At 44.1% G+C, this 18,769-nt stretch carries 15 protein-coding genes; 3 read left to right on the forward strand and 12 right to left on the reverse strand.

Annotated elements, in window-relative coordinates:
• Nucleotides 1-96: 96 nt before the first annotated feature.
• Complete coding sequence (locus tag AOT82_RS05725) at nt 97-1,206, reverse strand: S-(hydroxymethyl)glutathione dehydrogenase/class III alcohol dehydrogenase (RefSeq protein ID WP_197496776.1); 1,110 nt, start codon at nt 1,204-1,206, stop codon at nt 97-99.
• Nucleotides 1,207-1,517: 311 nt separating this feature from the next.
• Between AOT82_RS05725 and AOT82_RS05730 the strand changes: the two genes are divergently transcribed.
• Both AOT82_RS05730 and AOT82_RS05735 read left to right on the forward strand, forming a co-directional pair.
• A complete protein-coding gene (locus tag AOT82_RS05730; protein ID WP_071002185.1) occupies nt 1,518-2,384 on the forward strand; it encodes a LysR family transcriptional regulator in 867 nt (288 codons plus the stop codon).
• A 110-nt stretch (nt 2,385-2,494) separates the two neighbouring features.
• Nucleotides 2,495-2,692, forward strand: coding sequence for a DUF302 domain-containing protein (locus AOT82_RS05735; RefSeq protein WP_227517188.1), 198 nt, complete (start codon nt 2,495-2,497; stop codon nt 2,690-2,692).
• 91 nt (nt 2,693-2,783) lie between these two features.
• Here AOT82_RS05735 and AOT82_RS05740 read toward each other — a convergent pair whose 3' ends face one another.
• The 8 genes from AOT82_RS05740 to epmB all read right to left on the reverse strand — a co-directional run bounded on the left by AOT82_RS05740 (nt 2,784) and on the right by epmB (nt 13,752).
• The gene (locus tag AOT82_RS05740; RefSeq protein ID WP_071002186.1) at nt 2,784-3,071 is read right to left on the reverse strand and encodes a DUF4031 domain-containing protein; all 288 of its coding nucleotides are present in this window, start codon (nt 3,069-3,071) and stop codon (nt 2,784-2,786) included.
• Nucleotides 3,072-3,184: 113 nt separating this feature from the next.
• Nucleotides 3,185-5,416 (reverse strand): transglutaminase family protein, encoded by a 2,232-nt coding sequence (locus tag AOT82_RS05745; protein ID WP_071002187.1) that lies wholly within the window; start codon nt 5,414-5,416, stop codon nt 3,185-3,187.
• The gene (locus AOT82_RS05750) at nt 5,413-6,384 is read right to left on the reverse strand and encodes a DUF58 domain-containing protein (protein WP_227517189.1); all 972 of its coding nucleotides are present in this window, start codon (nt 6,382-6,384) and stop codon (nt 5,413-5,415) included. The genes AOT82_RS05745 and AOT82_RS05750 overlap by 4 nt, the downstream gene beginning before the upstream one ends.
• 171 nt (nt 6,385-6,555) lie before the next feature.
• On the reverse strand, nt 6,556-7,584 hold the full coding sequence (locus AOT82_RS05755) for an AAA family ATPase (protein WP_071002189.1): 1,029 nt from the start codon (nt 7,582-7,584) through the stop codon (nt 6,556-6,558).
• A gap of 48 nt (nt 7,585-7,632) precedes the next feature.
• Nucleotides 7,633-8,091, reverse strand: coding sequence for a c-type cytochrome (locus AOT82_RS05760; protein WP_071002190.1), 459 nt, complete (start codon nt 8,089-8,091; stop codon nt 7,633-7,635).
• Between the two features lie 58 nt (nt 8,092-8,149).
• Nucleotides 8,150-10,237 (reverse strand): EAL domain-containing protein, encoded by a 2,088-nt coding sequence (locus AOT82_RS05765; protein ID WP_071002191.1) that lies wholly within the window; start codon nt 10,235-10,237, stop codon nt 8,150-8,152.
• Nucleotides 10,238-10,713: 476 nt separating this feature from the next.
• Complete coding sequence (locus AOT82_RS05770) at nt 10,714-12,453, reverse strand: hypothetical protein (protein WP_071002192.1); 1,740 nt, start codon at nt 12,451-12,453, stop codon at nt 10,714-10,716.
• 291 nt (nt 12,454-12,744) lie between these two features.
• Nucleotides 12,745-13,752, reverse strand: a complete 1,008-nt coding sequence (epmB, locus tag AOT82_RS05775; protein ID WP_071002193.1) for an EF-P beta-lysylation protein EpmB — start codon at nt 13,750-13,752, stop codon at nt 12,745-12,747.
• 162 nt (nt 13,753-13,914) lie between these two features.
• Here epmB and efp point away from each other — a divergent pair, with 162 nt between their 5' ends.
• A complete protein-coding gene (gene efp, locus AOT82_RS05780) occupies nt 13,915-14,487 on the forward strand; it encodes an elongation factor P (RefSeq protein ID WP_058025610.1) in 573 nt (190 codons plus the stop codon).
• A 218-nt stretch (nt 14,488-14,705) separates the two neighbouring features.
• Here efp and AOT82_RS05785 read toward each other — a convergent pair whose 3' ends face one another.
• The 3 genes from AOT82_RS05785 to AOT82_RS05795 form a co-directional block, all read right to left on the reverse strand.
• Nucleotides 14,706-16,484, reverse strand: a complete 1,779-nt coding sequence (locus AOT82_RS05785; RefSeq protein WP_227517190.1) for a GAF domain-containing hybrid sensor histidine kinase/response regulator — start codon at nt 16,482-16,484, stop codon at nt 14,706-14,708.
• 21 nt (nt 16,485-16,505) lie between these two features.
• On the reverse strand, nt 16,506-17,387 hold the full coding sequence (locus tag AOT82_RS05790) for a tRNA threonylcarbamoyladenosine dehydratase (RefSeq protein WP_071002195.1): 882 nt from the start codon (nt 17,385-17,387) through the stop codon (nt 16,506-16,508).
• A 69-nt stretch (nt 17,388-17,456) separates the two neighbouring features.
• Nucleotides 17,457-18,443 (reverse strand): TatD family hydrolase, encoded by a 987-nt coding sequence (locus AOT82_RS05795; protein ID WP_071002196.1) that lies wholly within the window; start codon nt 18,441-18,443, stop codon nt 17,457-17,459.
• Between the last annotated feature and the right edge of the window lie 326 nt (nt 18,444-18,769).

Below are 18,769 nucleotides of genomic sequence, written 5' to 3' on the forward strand. Positions count from 1 at the left end.
AAAATAAAAAAAGCTGCTTTAAAATTGAAGCAGCTTTTTTATTGTAGCGTCATCAGGTTAAAACTGTGATTTTGATATTACTGTCAGTAACGACGCTTAGAAATTGACAACCGTACGAATGCTCTCGCCTTTGTGCATTAAGTCAAACGCTTCGTTCACGTCTTCTATTGGCATCGTGTGGGTGATAAAGTCTTGTAAAGGAATCTCACCTGCCAGATAGCGCTCGACATAACCTGGTAGCTCCGTACGGCCTTTTACACCACCAAATGCTGAACCTTTCCAGACGCGACCCGTCACTAACTGGAATGGACGAGTTGAGATTTCTTGTCCAGCACCAGCGACACCGATGATGACTGACTCGCCCCAACCTTTGTGGCAGCACTCTAGCGCTGAACGCATGACGTCAACGTTACCGATACATTCAAACGAATAATCCACACCGCCATCGGTTAGCTCAACAATAACTTCTTGAATCGGTTTGTCGTAGTCTTTTGGATTGATGCAATCGGTTGCACCTAGTTTTTTAGCCAACTCAAACTTGCTCTCGTTAATATCAATCACAATGATACGTTGGGCTTTTGCCATCGCAGCGCCAATCACTGCTGACAGGCCGATACCGCCTAGACCAAAGATGGCAACGGTAGCGCCCTCTTCGACTTTAGCCGTATTCATGACCGCACCCATGCCTGTGGTAACACCGCAACCAAGCAAACAAACTTCTTCTAGTGGGGCCTCTTTATTGACTTTAGCCAAAGAAATCTCTGGTAAAACCGTGTACTCAGAAAACGTTGAGCAACCCATATAGTGATAGATAGGCTCGCCGTCTTTGTAAAAACGTGTCGTGCCATCTGGCATCAAGCCTTTACCTTGCGTCTCGCGTACTGCTGAGCAAAGATTGGTTTTGCCTGAGCGGCACATTTTACAAACGCCGCACTCTGCCGTGTATAACGGAATGACATGATCACCGACCTGAACGCTGGTTACGCCTTCGCCGACTTGCTCAACGATACCGCCACCTTCATGACCCAAAATCGCTGGGAATACGCCTTCTGGGTCTTCACCAGATAAGGTAAACGCATCTGTGTGACAGACACCACTGGCCACGATTTTTACCAGTACTTCGCCTTTACGTGGTAGCATGACGTCTACTTCTTCGATAGACAATGGCTGCTTTGGGCCCCAAGCGACGGCGGCTTTTGATTTGATAAATTTATCTGACATAGGAATCTCTCTTTTTGATTGTTATTGATGGACTGTAACGTAGCGTAAACTTAAAACGTCATTCACGCCCAATCATTATTTTTGTTCAATAAGGCTATCTGCTCGTTTTAATCGTCACGATTTCTGTGACTAAAACAGATAAAGACAGACTGAGCTTATCTTGCCTGCCCTATATAGGCAAGCATCGATGACAGTAAAACACCGTCTATTTACATTGATACTAACCATTATATTTATTTCTGAGAAGATAACAATATGCTATATTTGCAAATATCTTTTACATATTGGTAATAATCATGCGCTGGGAAGGGATTAGTGAGTTTGTCTGTGTGGCAGAGTACGGGAGCTTTACGCGCGCTGCAAAAGCGCTTGGTATCTCGACTGCGCAAGTCAGCCGTCAGATTAGTGCGTTAGAGCAGCGACTGAAGATCAAGCTGCTATATCGTACAACGCGTAAAGTCTCACTCACCGAAGAGGGCCGCGTGTTTTATCAGCATTGCCGCAGTGTGCTCGATGGTTTGAACGCGGCTGAGCAAGCGGTGAGCAATTTGCAATCAAAACCTCAAGGCAGAATCAAACTGACTGCGCCTGTGACTTATGGCGAGCAACAATTGCTGCCCTTAATCAATGATTTTATGGTGCAATATCGGGACATTGAGGTAACCGCTTTTTTGAGTAACCAAAAAATTGATTTAATCGAGGGTGGCTACGATTTGGCCATTCGTATTGGTAAGTTGCGCGACTCTACGATGATGGCAAAAAAGCTTAGCCTGCGCACCAATTTTGTCTGTGCGACACCAGCTTATCTCAATCAATACGGGGTACCGCGCACGCTTGACGATCTCAGCCAGCACAACTGCTTACTAGGTACACGCGACTATTGGCATTTTGTCGAAAAAGGCATAGAAAAAAACCTGCGCGTCTCTGGTTCCATACAGTACAACAGCGGCTATAGTCTGGTTGATGCGGCGCTAAAAGGGCTGGGTATCGTACAACTGCCCGATTACTACGTACAAAAACATCTGGCATCGGGTGCGTTGGTGAGCGTACTCGACAACTATAGAGAACCCAAAGAAAGCATTTGGGCCATCTACCCACACAACCGTCAACTATCGCCAAAAATCAGACTACTGGTCGACTATTTGGCAGAGCGCTTGGTGTAACGATCGATTGGAATATATTGCCATCCCCTGCCTGATGACGCACAATGGATATTCGCCATGACTCACTAATGAATCGCTCAAGGATATCGCCATAATTAAGATCGTCTCTGATGAATTGCGAGCAAACCGTCGCCATTGATTTACCACAAAAAATCCTCATTAGCGAAGATGCCAATAAAAAGGTATGGCTCTCATACAACAATCCTGAATATCTAAAAACACGCCATAATATCAAAGGTTGCGATACCGTTATTGATAATGTCTCAAAAGCGCTCAACGCAATCAGCACGGCGGCAGTTGCCAAATAATACCAAACGAGAAAAGTATCATCTAAGCAAAAAAAAGGTGGGTGAGCAAAATCTCTACCCACCTTTTTCTTTGTGTAACTTATAAGCTGCATCAGTCACTATCAGATAACGACATTTCAGACTGCAACTCTACTTTTAACTTCTTGGCACATTCAATAATTTTTTTCCTGTCGGCAGGCAGCGCCCCATTCTCAAGGGCTGTTTCGCGCATTTGCACGGTAATATCATAATGCGGGTAGCTTGCGGTGCGGTGGAATAAACGTGGATCTACCTCAATCAATGCTGCAAAATCATGCAGCTCTTGCAAACTATCCGCAAGCATATGACACCATTTATAGCCTTTGAATTTTATCTGCACAAAATCTACATATACCGCCATGAGACACTCTCTCTTACTTATCTTCTCAAAACAACCTTTACTGATATTTGCTACATATCCATGCGTCAGCATCTTTAATCTCACTCAAATTATCAACGCCATCCATTAAAACGTTACAATAATTCGCGTACATTTTTTTTCAGCTGCTTAAGTAGTTTTTGATATTCACTATGGTTAGTATCCAAGTTACTCAGGCGCCCGTAACGTAGCTGACGGTAATCTTGTCTAATTTCAACCAGCTTTGTCTGAATCGCTATCGGGTTTTCACTGTCTGTTAAATGACTTGCATGACGGCGAGTATCGTCATCTAGGCGACTATCGATAGCAGATGCTAAACGCTCAAGCCATGCCAACTGCCCTTCATGATCCTCTCGAGCCAATAATTTATCGCGCTTGCCGATATGTTTTGAGAGCTGGGCAAGCGGCAAATCTGCTGGATGCCAGCGTTTGCGCCGGCGGCGCCAAATGATGAATACTAAGGTAGTCATAATAATAACAGCACTGGCCGCTAACCAGATGATTTGCTGCATGATGGAGCTGATGTTGAACCACTTTAGTAGCGAATCTGCTTGTTTGTCTTGGTCATAACCAACCACGTCTTTTTGCCAATAGTAACTGGCTTGGTCAGATAAGCGACGTAGTGTTTGCAGCATTTGATACTGCTGATAGCTGATTTGCGCACTGGCACCACTGCCAAACATGGCTGCGCCTTGCTGCTGGGTCATCGCATTCATACCCTGCTCAACGCGCTCAGGCGCCACAAATGACGTAGGATCGACACGTACCCAGCCTTGGCCTTCGAGCCAAACTTCAGTCCATGCATGCGCATCTTTTTGACGCACTTCCCAAACATCACCACCTTGACTCAGCTCACCACCTTGATAGCCCGCTACTACCCGCGCTGGAATACCAGCTGCGCGCATCATAAAAGTAAAGCTTGAAGAGTAATGCTCACAAAATCCTGCTTTGGTCTGAAACAAAAACTCATCGATACGATCAGTATTGAGTCGTGGCGGTGACAACGTATAGCGAAACTCTGTTTGATTGATCCAGCGCTCGATAGCAGCCATGTAGCGCACGGGATCTGAGCCTGATTGTACAAATAACTGCTGAGCAAGCGCGCGTGCTTGCGGATTACCCTCTGCTGGTAGTGCCAGATTTAGGCGTCTTGATGCCTCTGTCAGCACAGGGTCAATACGCATCGGCGCAAACTGCAATACATCATAACGCAGCTGCTGCGTAACAGGCTGATCTTTTGATAATGTAAAGTTGGAAGTAATGTTGATATCTGGCTGCTGAGAAAAAGGATAATCGAGCCCGAATAACCAGTTCTGCTGAGTAGGTTCTAGGATAATTTGATAGCGAGTAGGTGCGGCTTGCACTTGCTCAGGAACGGTAGCAAAGGCATTTTGAATCCATGTAGGGGCTTGCGATCTAGTCGACCATTGGCTTACCTGATTGCTTGGTCGCCAGGTAACTCCGTCAAAATCACTAAACACGAGTCCGCGCCAATATAGTTGCTGTTGCGGTGGACGCTCATCGCCAAACTCTACGCGAAAAGCCAGCTCAGTTGACTGGCCTAAATTGGCAAAATCACCGGGTGACATACTATCAGACACACCTGTGGTCGCTTGCTGACCTGATAGTTGTACAGACCACAGTGGCGGCAGTCTTGGGAAAAATAGAAACAGCACCACCAACAATGGCAGTGCCCCAATCCCTAACACCCCTAAAGTACGCAGGCGTCCATCACCGTCATCATTACTATCGTCGTTTAGGGCAATAAACGCCAGCAGGACAATAACAGCGCCCAGTACCACCTCTAAAGTTGTCAGCAACCCTTGATCCATTAAAAACAATGCAGCAAGTACAAATAACGATAGATTCAATACCACATAAGCATCGCGCCGCTTGTACAGCTCCCAAAGCTTACTAGCGAGACATAGCACCAAAAATGCCACGCCCATGTCCAGCCCAAATGCTGTGTTATACGTTAGCCACAGACCTACTAGGCCTAATAAAAAACCCAGCATCTGCATGCTTTGATAGACACGTTTTAAATGCGAGAGTTTTTTTAGCCGACTCTTGAGACGCGGTAGTTGGGCAATAATACTAATCGCCGCAAACCCGATTAACCATATTGGCAAGTGAGCAGCATGTGGCAACACGACTGCTATTTGAGCAATTAGCACCCAGTAGTAAGCTGGTAGAGCCAGTAGTCGCCGATACCATTTATTATCAGCTGCTATGCCACTTTTCGCTTGTATATTTTGACCGAGTGCTAACTGCTCAAATCTTGCCGTTTTTGTGGCATCGGTTGCAGAAAACTGTTTGGGTTCATTCATGGTGCTTTCGCCAGCCTTAGCAAGCACGCTTGCGCAAAAGTCTCGCCATCACCCACCGCTGCGCTAGTAGGCGTATCATTGGGTAAACGCATTTGAAAGGGCACGTCTAATTGACCCAATGTCAACGCCCCATGAGCCAATTGCGCAAGCTTCTGTTCATGATGAGCACCTGGCATATCTGCATAATCAAGCGTTTGCTCATGACCGACAGGGTCTGCAAAGTGCTTGGTAAACATGCCTTGACCCCGTGCCACATGGCCCCAAGAGACACGGGCCAGCGACTCCCCTTCGACATAATTATCCAGTCGCTCAAAGTCGTCTTGCCCTTGTCGATATTGTCCGCCAATTGGCAGATCCTCCGAGCTTGCAACTGAATACTGCACCTGCCAGTCAAATGCTTCAGGTTTGGGATACACCCAAGTCTTACGCGCAAAATAGACATAAGACCAAGCACGCATAATACCCAAAGGATAAACGGTTTTAATTATTAGTCGTGGCAGCTCAAGAGGACCGCGATTGTAGGTTTGAACAGGTAAGCGAATAGTTTGCTCACTTTGTAGACTCGTCACGAGTATGGAGCTTTGCCGATTCGTGCCACTTTTATCCTTCTTGTCAGCTACTTGCTCAAACTCAAATAATAACTGCCGCCGTGGCTGACGGCTCTCACTTTTGAGTTGCAGTGTCACCCAAGCAGGAGTACCGGCCTCTGTCATAGTCACTTCTAGCAGACGCATTTGCAGACCCGATATGTGCGCAAAAGTCACATGAAAACTAATCAACCAAACGCTGACCAGATAAAAGCACAAGCCAAGTACCAAGTTATTGCCATAATTGATACCCGCGATAAAGGTAATCACTAATAGCACAGCAAATAGCATACCCTCACGACTAAAAAAAATATAGACGTTGCGTAGATTGAGCGTCGCGCTATCATTTTTGGGTGCGCGCGAGGCAAACCAACGGCTCATTGCTGACCTGATTGACGCGGTTAAGGCTTTTGGTAAAAAGCTCATGACTACCCTATTCTTACCATGTAATTGACTCTAGTCGCTAGTCCTCAGACTAACGGACTCGATGATATAGCCATGTATTATTAAACCTGCTCGTACTTCAATATAGATAACTAAAAATATAGACAGCTAAACGATGACAGGCACGTCTGCTAAAATGCGTTGGGCGATGGTCTGCGGTGCTTGCCCACCTACCACTTGTGCAGGGGCAAAACGCTGCCCGAGACGATGATCAGCCACGGCAGCGAAGACCGCTTGGATATCTTCAGGCGTCACCTCCATATGCCCCGACACATAAGCATAAGCCTGTGCAGCACGCTGTAGCGATAGCACGCCACGTGGTGATAACCCATGATACTCTTGGCTTGCTCGAGTCTTTGCAACGAGTCTTTGTAGATAATCCAATACCACGTCCGCCACATAAACTTGTTTTACGCCTTGTTGTGCCAATAGCACAGCCTCAGTATCAAGCACCGTATCTAGATCCTTTAATAGCTCACGGCGATCTTGACCTTTTAGTAGTTCACGCTCTGCCATAGGTGATGGATAGCCCAATGACAGACACAGCAAGAACCTATCTAACTGTGATTCAGGTAACGGATAGACGCCAGCTTGTTGCAGTGGGTTTTGGGTTGCAATAACAAAGAACGGCTGCGGCAAAGAATAAGTTTGTCCATCTTGCGTCACTTGTCGCTCTTCCATTGCTTCAAGGAGTGCGCTTTGCGTCTTGGGGCTGGAGCGGTTGATTTCGTCAGCAAGTAGCAGTTGAGTAAAAATAGGACCGGGACGAAATTCAAAACGCAGTTTACTTTGGTCATAGATACTCATGCCTAAGATATCGGCAGGGAGCATGTCATTGGTGAACTGCACTCGGCTAAAACTCAGGCCTAACAGCTTAGCCAAACCTTGAGCCAGAGTTGTCTTACCCATACCAGGTAAATCTTGTAGCAATAAATGCCCACCTGCTAGTATGCCACTGAGTGCCAATTTAACTGCTTGCGGTTTGTCCAATACAATTTGGTTCAATTGCGCCATCAATTGTGCAATTTTCTGCTGATTGCGTTGCAAATCGGTGCCACTGGGAGCGGATTGACCAAGCGTTTTGGATATTTTTTGATATGTAGGTGATGGTGCTCTATCGTTAGGGGCATGGGTCATAGTAAATTATCGGCTCATTTTTTGGGTCATAACGATCAACCAGTAAGGTCAGTTCGCATCATCTACGACGATCGGCGCATCAGCGCGGAGGGTTGATAAATACGCTATAACATCCGCGCGCTCTTTAGCATCTGGCATAGGGTCTGATAGCATCTTTGAATCTGGCATGGCTTTTTGTGCATCCGCGATATAGGGATCGAGTGTTTTGGCGTCCCATACCCATCCTGACTTTGTGAGCCCTTCGCTATAAGTGTAATCTTTTAGCTCAGCAGCTGGTGCGCCGTATATATTCATTAATTGCGGGCCCTTTTTATTGAGACCAACGTTGAGCTGGTGGCATTGACTGCAAGCATCTTGATAAATTAACGAGCCATTATCTGCATCTCCATTGACATATAGTGGTAGTGTCACAGGGTCGCGATGATCAGGCGGGGTATGCTCACAAGCAGTGAGCAATAAAACAGCGGCAAAAAGACTGCTTATTTGATATTTACTAATAATAGACATTTTGGCAATCTTTGGTTGGTGAGCATTAGCGATAAAGATTTTGTAGCATCGCAATATGTTAACTGGCAATCTTTAGCGTTTTGCTAGGCTTTTCTAAATAGTATCCTTGCAGATAGCGCGCCCCCACACTCCATGCGACTGACATAGTCGCTGCATCTTCAATATACGGCATTAGCACATCAACATTTACCTCATTGATGCGCATGATAAGTGATTTAACCGTGTCTAAGTTATCTGCTGAATTGATATCTTGTACATAGTTACGCGCCAAACGCACGACGTTCGGCTGCACTAAATTGGCAATTTCGATAGATTTGGCAGAAGAACCAAAATTAGTAATGCCCATTTGACAGTTGACTTCGTTAAGGGCCGAAAACTGAGATTTTGCCACAGTTAAATGATCCGAGATGTCTTTTTCGTTAAATTGCAACGTTAAGACACCAGCGGCGCCGCCTACTGCCTTGATCAGTTGGCTTGCAACATTAGGCAGTTTCTTATCAATTAATGAGGCACTGGTTAGCTGCACCAATAGTCTGGCTTCAGGATGCTCTTTACGAACATCATTGATTTTTTTGCACGCATTAATGAGTACCCAGCGATCTATCTTTTCAAGTAGCTTGTGTTTTCTGGCCACAGCCATAAACTGATCAGGAGTCAATACCGTGTTATCGGCATCGGCCAATGGCAGACGTAGATACACTTCAAAAAAGTCACTACGATCTTGATTGATATCGTATATCGGTTGAAATGACAGCTCAAATCGACTGTTTGTAATAGCATTAATCAGAGACTCAGCAAGCGCCTGATCATCACTATTGGCATGCTCACTTGGATCATATAGATGATAAGTACCACCATGGTTAGAGGTTTCGACCATGATCTGGCTAATAGCATCCATAGCACGCTCTATTATTATAGCGGGCTCTGCGGTATTTTTTTCGATTTTGACGATTGCGATACTTACCGTGGTACTCGTCGTACGCTTATCTACCTCAATGAGCATCTCACTGATACGCGAACCGATGTTCTCAGCCAGCTCTTCGAGCTCTGAGGTAGTTTTGTTTTTGACAAGTATCATAAATGCGGTATCACTAAAGCGGCTGACATGTCCATCCGATACGAGTTCATCTAGTGCATAGGCAACCTGTTTGACAGTCGTATCTACTCCTTGCAGACCGAGGCTACTTCTTGTTTTTCCAATGTTATCGAGCTGTACATAGAGCAATGCTGCTGTCAGCACGCCTTGAGTTGCTTGCTGGTGCACTATCGCCATTTGCTCTTCAAAGCCGTGGCGATTATTCACACCTGTCAGGTTATCTTTACGCTCTGCTTCAGCCAAGCGTTTGGCAACCTCTGCGCTGTTGCTAGCATTTTGTTGTATGATAATCTGAGTAACGGGTTCGCCATCTAAAGTCGCAGATGCCAACTGTAATTTTGCCTCAAAAGTACTGCCATCCGTACGCACGCTTTCAAAGTTAAACTCGACTTCGTCACGGCTACCTTTATCGAACTGACGTAGAAATTGCTTGAAGTCCTTGACACTATCGCCACCTGAAATCAAATCAATCACAGGTACCCCTATGACATCATTCATTGACCGAAAGCCAAACAGTTGAAGATAGGGATCATTGGCAAAGATATGGATACCTTCATCGATATAGGCAACTGCACTTTTCGAGTTTTTAATCAGCACATTGGCACGTTGCTCTGCTTCTGATAGGACATGGCGTAGTTTCTTGAGCTCACGGCGACTACGCAAGCTGTCATGCTGTAAGCAGATAGCCATAACGATAGCCATCTCTTGATCAGCCTTGAGTGCTTTGACCATGGTTCCGCTCATCACCGCAGGCAACCCCTCATCATTACACGCGGTCGATATTGCCTCATCCTTCATCAAATAAATCATCGGCAAATCAATGCTCTGCTCTTGAATGATGCCAACCACATCCGTAAAGCTCATATCATAAGCACTAACGAATACCAGCACATCCCACGACTGGCGCAGTACTTTTAGTAGCTCTTCTTTATCATCCAAAAATCCTAAATTCACGCTGTCATAATAATCACTCAGTAGATGTACAAGACGCTCAGCATAGAGCTGATCATCGTTAATCACTAATAGATTTAAGGTGGACTGAATGCGCATAGGTGGCCTTTTAATCTTATGGTTGTATCTTTATCTCTTATTTTTGACACCTTATACTGTTTCCAAAAATTAATCTGGCTTAGAAAACATTATAGAGAGTAGGCTCAGTAAGTATTGTGATAGTAGCTGAGTTTTAGTTGGCGTAATATATTCTAGCGCCCGAGGCATCTTATAAATTAGAGTAACAATATCGCTCATTATAGACAATAATTTGATTGACTGCAGGTTAACTTATGACCTTGTTTGTTTAATATCATTATCAAAAAAAACATCAGCCTTTTTTCTTATACGGTGCAACCCCTCTTTCTTTCAATATAGTAGAACCTCAATAAAATTGATACAGCATAGGAAACGCGCTCGATTAAACGCTACTTTTCTTGCTTGCTGTGACTGCGTCTCCAGAGGCTGCGAAAAATAGCGTTTAATCTTGCTATACCATTTTTATAATGGTTTCACTATAAATACATAAATAGACATTATTTTGCTATTTCGTATTGACTAAACCCTTCAGTTATCATCAATCTACGACCCAAACGTAGATAGGTTTGTTTACTGCTGATACGCATGATGACTCTATCATCAGGCTGAAAGTAAGACGAAGGTACAATCAGCGAACTCATGGTTTGCAGCTGCTCATCCTTACCCAGAATCAGCGCTGGCACAAAACAATGCTTCTGTGGGTCCCTCCCTTCCAAGCGCAACCCGCATGCCACAATCTGATGACCAAGCAATTGCCATTCAACCTCTTTGTCTTTGGTATCAAAATGTCGCCAGCGCACCACCCCTATTGACCGATCAGGCTGCTCTGTCACATCAGGTTGACAGAGTAAGAACAAACTCATGATATGTAATGATGGCGGTGTGGTTGCAACAAGCTCGCCATCTATCATATCCATATCAAGAGCCTCCTCTTCAACATGCTCTTCATTCAAGACATCTACTGTTGGCACCAATCGCAGTGTACGAAATAATGACAAACTGTCATGGCTGTCAAACACCTCTATGTCTAATACGCTATTACTGTTTTGCTCTGCATTAACCGTGTCATAACGAGGGCGCTCATCTATGGATAACTCATCTATTGCTATCAAGCTAGCAAAGCTGCTTGAGTCACCAACATGGTGATGGATACTGTTAAAACCAGCGATTAAACTCGCACGGTGTTTGAGACTATATTTAGTAGGCAGCGTGAGCTGTGGTTGTAGATAACGATAACTGACTGTCATTGATATTGTATTCAACAGACCGTGTCCTATCCCCACATTACTGCTCTCAGTGGATAGCTGCCTACGTGAATTAAAATACTGCACCATAGGAGTCAGCTCTAAAAACAAACAGTCATAGCGATCTTCATAGGGATTTATCTCAGAGTTGGGCGTTAGATACGTTGGTGGTTTATCACTCTGTAAATCTACGAACACGCGTGTTTCCGTCGTTGGTTCTATTGTCGCAACAATATAATAAGACCATTCAGGCAATAAACGTTGTACCAATAGAACATTAGGACGACGCATGGCACATACATTCAATAAACTATGCAAACATATTTGGCAATAAAGCTGATGAATACTATTTGTGTAGGGTGTCACTGTTTCTCGATTCAACTCGAGATGAGACACACGCTGTTGATAAGCGAGGTGGTACAACTGATTAATTCTGAACCAGAGATAATCTGATGGCTTGCGATAGCAAAGTGCCTCTTCACACAATAGCTTGTGGTACCTCAGTAACGACTGATAAATGGCAACCGTAAGCGTATTGGCGCGCTTTTTATTGGTATTAAAATAGCGTGGAAAACCTTTCTTTAAAATATTTTTTGGCGGACTGTTTGATATTAATTCTTGACGACGTACAACCTTGTCATAAGCCAAAATAATTAAATAATGCAAGGATTTTACTTGAGCCACATAACCCAACTGCACCTCACTCAGCGCGCCTGTTTCATAAATATACTGCTGTCGTAACGTGGCAATCAACCGATCTGAAGCATCGCTCACAGCCGTCATCAGTTTAAGGCATTGAAGCTCATCTATATTGGCCTCGCATAATACGGAGAGAACTTTTTCTAAGTGCTCAGCTTGCTGCTCTTGGGTTTGTGAAGATAGCGTTGTCAATAGTTTGAGCAAATGATGCTCTTGGCCGCTCACTGATTGGTTTGGCGTTGTTAGTGGCTCTTTGGAAGAAAGGGCTTCTTGAAACTTAGATAAAGTTATCATCAGTATTCCTACTCACTGTTGGTCACTCTGAGTAAGTTGACAAGAGGCAAGTATGCAACCACACAAAGTAGAGCAATATCAGGTAAAAAGCATGCAAACTGTGTATTGTTTTAAAGAGACTATGGGTATGAACGATAGACGTTTTATTGTTAGACAATATATTTTAGGCGTTCTATCAATATAATGTCTGATACCGTGACCCCCTTCTTATAAAAAATCAGTCACTGACCAATTTTTATCAACAATCGTCTCTTTTTAACAGGTTTTTTCTGCACCCCTATATTGCCTGCATTAAATATGTTTGTAAATATCAATCGGCACCTTAAATGGCCTATTCGGCAGTTCTCTGACCAACTTGGGTACCAAATATCCCGGTAATGCTGCCAATAACGACCAGTAAAGCTCAATTGACGACCGCTCGTCATTATCAAAGTGTGCGGCACCAGCCACCTTATCTAAAACATATAGATAATACGGTAGTACGCCACAAGCAAACAAACGCTGGCTTAATTCTGTCTGAGCATCGATATTATCGTTAACATCTTTTAATAGTACTGCTTGATTTAGCATCGTCACGCCAGCTGCGCGAGCACGTTGAAGGTACTCTGCTGTCAGATCATCAATCTCGTTGGCATGATTACAATGAATGACCATCACGATACGGCAACGACTTTGAGACAGTCTGTCTAATAGTGCGTCATCCAATCGGGCTGGAATAACCAGCGGTAGACGAGTATGCAGTCGAATTGTCGTCAGCTGCGGAATAGATTCCAAAGTATCTAACCATGCAAACAGACGTCTATTGGTCACATTTAAAGGATCACCCCCGCTCAAAATCACTTCATTGATTTCAGGATGCGCGCTGATATAGTTGATGATATTTTCTTTTGCATCAGCAGTTGGCATATTGGCGCTATAGTCGAAATGCTGACGGAAACAGTAGCGACAATGAATCGCGCACGCCCCAGTAATCGTCAGTAATACTCTTGATTGGTACTTGTGCAGCATTCCTTTGACAGGGTTTTGGCTGTTTTCGCTTAAAGGATCTGCTACATAGCCTGTGACGTTGATTTGCTCTTGTTGGTCTGGCAGTATTTGTCTTAATAGCGGATCATCACGGTCGCCCACAGTCATTTTTGCCACAAAGCCGCGCGGCACACGCAGCTCAAAATGCTTCGGCACATAGACCTCTGCACGTAGTGAGTCGAGTTTTAGGAGACTGAGCAACTCGTCAACAGAGGTAATGGCTTCCGATAATTGCGTTTGCCAGTTTTTTTGTGTGATTAAATGGTTTATCATGACAGCCTACTACCTGTGCCCAAAATCGGATATTATACGCCCTTAGTGTCTACCCTATCAAAGTATATCGCTAATACGTAAGCACTTGGCTTGGCAGCAACTTTTGGTACAGTCAGCCTCATATCTATCTACTACCATATCTACAACCCCTAGGAGTCTCTTGTGGCAAGTTTTTCTACTAATGAATTTAAAGCTGGTCTAAAAGTCATGCTGGATGGCAACCCTTGTGCCATTCTTGAAAACGAATTTGTCAAACCCGGTAAAGGTCAAGCCTTTAACCGCGTTAAGCTGCGTAATCTTCGTAGTGGTAAAGTACTGGAGCAAACATTCAAATCAGGCGACAGCTTAGAAGCGGCTGATGTGATGGATACGGAAATGAACTATCTATACAATGATGGTGAGTTTTGGCACTTTATGCACCCTGAAAGCTTTGAGCAAATTCAAGCTGACAAAAACGCGATGGGCGACGCGATACAGTGGTTAAAAGAGAACAGCAATGCTCTATGCACCATTACTTTGTTCAATGGCACACCTTTATCAGTAACGCCGCCTAACTTTGTTGAATTACAAATCACAGAAACCGATCCTGGTGTACGCGGTGACACCTCAGGTGGCGGCGGCAAGCCGGCTAAGCTAGAAACTGGTGCCGTGGTACGTGTACCGCTATTTGTACAGCAAGGTGAAATCGTCCGTGTTGATACGCGTACGGGTGACTACCAAACTCGTGTAAACTAATAGCGCAATAAGCATGATTGATCGCTGAGATTGTTGTGTTGATCACTAATAAAAAAGCTTAACCGCTATATAAACGGTTAAGCTTTTTTGTGTTTACAGCGGCTGTATTCATTGTCGCATAGTCGCCTTTAACGTTTGGTAGCGCCTAGTATTTAGTTAGTCGCGCCTAATATTTAATAGTCATTGTCATGGCAATTATCATGATAACGACCTGTGACTTACTCCTCTTCTGATAGCTGCTTTTGTATCAACCAATATTGTACTAAAGCATTTAGCTGCTCCTTTTTAAAAGGTTTGGTGCAATAATCTTGCATACCCACTTTTAAGTACTTTTCGCGCTCTCCATCCATGGCATTGGCAGTCAAAGCGATAATAGGTGGTAGGTCTTGAGGGTCATAAAGCTCATGCAGCTTAATAGTGGCCTGTACACCATCCAAAATCGGCATGTGATGATCCATCAAGATGACATCATAACGTTTGGGAAACAAGGCAAAAGCTTCAATCGCTTGTTGACCATCAGTCACATGAGTGACGGTATGACCGCTATTGGTCAATGCCTTTCTGGCAATAATGGCATTGACGGTATCATCTTCTACCAATAAGATATGACCTGCACGCTCGTGGCTAGGCTCTGCCATTGTGAGATCATGAGAGTCTTGCCATGTTTCGTATTTCTCTTCATCAATAGTCGGTAGCGGCAATAACACTCGAAATGTAGTACCAACGCCTACGGTACTATCGACACAAATATACCCACCCATCAGATCGACAAGAGATTTGCAGACGGAGAGCCCAAGACCTGTACCACCATAAAGGCGATGCGTGAATTTATTGGCTTGATCATAAGCATCAAATATTGCCTCTAATGACTCAGCTTTTATACCGACACCTGTATCTGTGACCTCAATACATAAGGTCATATTTTTATCCGCCTTACGTTCTAACGTCTCCTGCCTCATGCTATTTTTGTCAATATTTTCGCGATAGCAATTATTCATATGCTTGACATCAATACTCACTCTCCCGCCTTCACGGGTAAACTTAATCGCGTTATTCACAAGATTTGCGATGATTTGTTTGAGGCGTACTGGATCCCCTTTCACATAAGGTGATAATGACTCGGTATAATGATAATCTAGCGTCAAACCTCGTTGACGTGCCTTAATAGAAAATAGGCTGACCACTTCATTACATAATGTAGATAAATTGAGTGGGATAGAATCGATAGTCATTTTTCCAGACTCAACTTTCGATAAGTCCAAAATCCCATTAATAATCACCATCAAATGCTCATTAGAGACTTTGATGTTATCTACATACTCTCGCTGTTCAGCGCTAAGCTCGGTGTCACCTAGCATCTCTACCATACCAATGATACCGTTCATTGGTGTTCGTATTTCGTGACTCATATTGGCCAAAAAGTTAGATTTCATCTCATTGGCGTGTTTGGCATCACGTTCTTTATCCTGTAGCTTCAACGCATCTGCTGCCATCATCGCAAACTGCGCCAATACCTCTTTTTGTTGGTCACTAAAGCTATGGTTGGGCTTGGTATCCATCAGGCATAATGAACCTAACCGGTAACTTTTATTGCCCTCATGCAAAATGATCGGTGCACCCGCATAAAACCGCAAATGAGACAAGCCAGTAACTAATGGGTTCTGACGAAAGCGACTGTCCTCCAATGCATCTGGCACCACAAAGACTTCGTTAGATAAAACCGTATAATTACAAAAGGCTACTTCACGTGTTGTGGTACGTACACTCTCAGTCTCACTGTTGAATTTGCAGGCTGTTTTTAAATATTGCGTTTCCTCATCCATAAAAGTGATCGTTACCACCGGCACATCAAAAAACAGCTTTACGAGTGCAACGAGTCGATCAAATGCAGGCTCCTCATCTTCATTGAGTACCTGATATTTTTTCAACTTGTTGATACGCTCTACTTCATCTACCGCTACTGGGTAGCTGCTTTTAGGTGAGTTAGATATAGACAAGATCGACTCCATTAAATAATATCAGACGCTCGATTGGTGACTCGTCTGCTTTATCAATAATTGTAACGCTTCATTGACCATAATCATTGCGACCACCGATGTGACGACCACTGCCGACCCATAACCACCACATTGTAATCCGCCTGCTTGGCAGCTCTTATCCACATGTGGTGGCTCGGTAGAATAAACACATTTGATACCGAACTTCTCTTTTAGCGCGCTATTGATGCCTTTTTCGTGGCGCAGCTTGTTACGCAATTTGGCAAGCAATGGATCTTGATAGCTATCACGCAAGTCGCTCACTCTTATTTGACTTGGATCTATCTTACCACCTGCACCACCTGCACAGACCAGCTTTAATTTATTAAAACGGCAATGTAGGGCAATCGCCAGCTTGGCATTCATATCATCCACGCAATCTAAAATTACAGTAGGCCTACCTTGATCGGCAGCTGCTTTCGCTTCGTGGCGACTCGGCAGTAGCGCTGCGACGTTTTCGACGGTCAAGAAATCATCAACGAGATTTAAGGTGACTTGAGGGTTGATCTCCTTAATACGTGCCGCCATTGCCTCAATTTTGCTTTGACCAAACGTACTGTCTAACGCCGGTAGCTGCCGATTGACATTAGAGGCCACCAAAACGTCCAAATCAATCAAGGTAATCATACCGACTGCCGTACGTGCCAGCGCTTCTGCCGCCCAAGAACCAACACCGCCTACCCCAATGATATAAACATGCGACGCTGCAAACGTATTGACAGCTGATGTGCCATAAAGCGTACGCGTACCTTGGAAGCGGCGGTCATACTGCTCATTTTTTTCATCTACGCTAGCTTGTACATTATCATATTCGGTAGTGACTGGCTCTACGACTGGGTGCTCAATTTGTCTGGTTTCATTCATAGCTTTTTAAATACTCTTTTTAAATATTTTGACTGTGCTTACTTCATCTTTTAAGTATAAGTTTAATAATTATGTTGGGTAGGCCCAGTTTACTTTTAGAGCATCGCAGCTATTTTGCCATAACTGCTTAGCAAGTTTATCCTGTGAGACACCCAATAATTCACTTAAACTCGACAATACCCAAGGCAAATTAGCAGGAATATTCCTATCATGTGCGTGGGCTGCCTCCCATTCATTGTCTAGGCTTTGTCCAACGGCTGAATGCTGACTATTTGAATTTTGACACATAATCGGCGTCATATCCGGACAGTCTGTCTCAATCACCAAGCACTCAATACCATATGTATCCACAGCGGCCTGAATAGCACGGCGCAGTTTTTTGGCGTTCGGATTGGTCACCTGACCTGTAACACCCAGCTTAAACCCTAGTTTCACAAATGCCTTGGCTTCTTGTTCACCACCACTAAAACTATGCGCAATACCGCCCAATGTATGAGCATCGTATTCATGCGCTTTTAATATAGCAAGCGCTTCGGCATGCGCCTTACGAATATGAAGCATCACTGGCAACTGATAGGTCACAGCGATATCTAGCTGCGCCTTAAAGAACCGCTTTTGTTTATCAAAAACATCAGGCTCTTTCATTGCGTCAGTAAAGGTATCCAAGCCAATTTCACCAATGGCTAATGGTCGACAGGCAGCAACCATTTGTGCCAATTCTGTCAAATGAGCATCAGTATGCTGCTCGATATAAAAAGGATGTAAGCCTAGCGCAATATGGGTACAGAAATCAGACTCGTTATGCTCGCCAGTGTCTATGCCAAAACGCTTTGATAACTTATCGATCAACTGCTTAGTGTCATACATACGCTCAAAATGCTGATAAAGATAACCAACCAGCACAAGATGACGTATACCTTGATGGTAAGCTTTTTGCACCTGTTGCTCTCGATCATTATCAAATACTGGCGCATCAAAATGTGTATGGGTATCAATGAGCGGATAACAATTGCTCAAGGCTTGATTTACCCTATTTGATGACTCAGGACCAGACATAAATACACTCCAAAAACAACGTGTTTAGCAAAATACCTTATCAACCATCATATTATACACATGGTTGTAGTAACAGCCTATTCAAGCGATGCCGCGTTCACTATAAAGCGCTATGCGCCCCTACTGGGTATCCTTATCCCCGTGATGAGCATTCTTATTTTTTAAATTTGCGATATTAGTGTCAGTCACCTTATCGGATTTTCGACTACTACGCCGAGGAATAATCAATAAGGCGGTGGCCACAGCACCCAAGACCAGCCAACTTTTACCCCTTTTATGATTTGCCATGATTGTCTCTACCTATTGATACAGCACCAATTTTATGG

This window comes from Psychrobacter sp. AntiMn-1 (assembly GCF_001854065.1).
Classification (GTDB): domain Bacteria; phylum Pseudomonadota; class Gammaproteobacteria; order Pseudomonadales; family Moraxellaceae; genus Psychrobacter; species Psychrobacter pacificensis.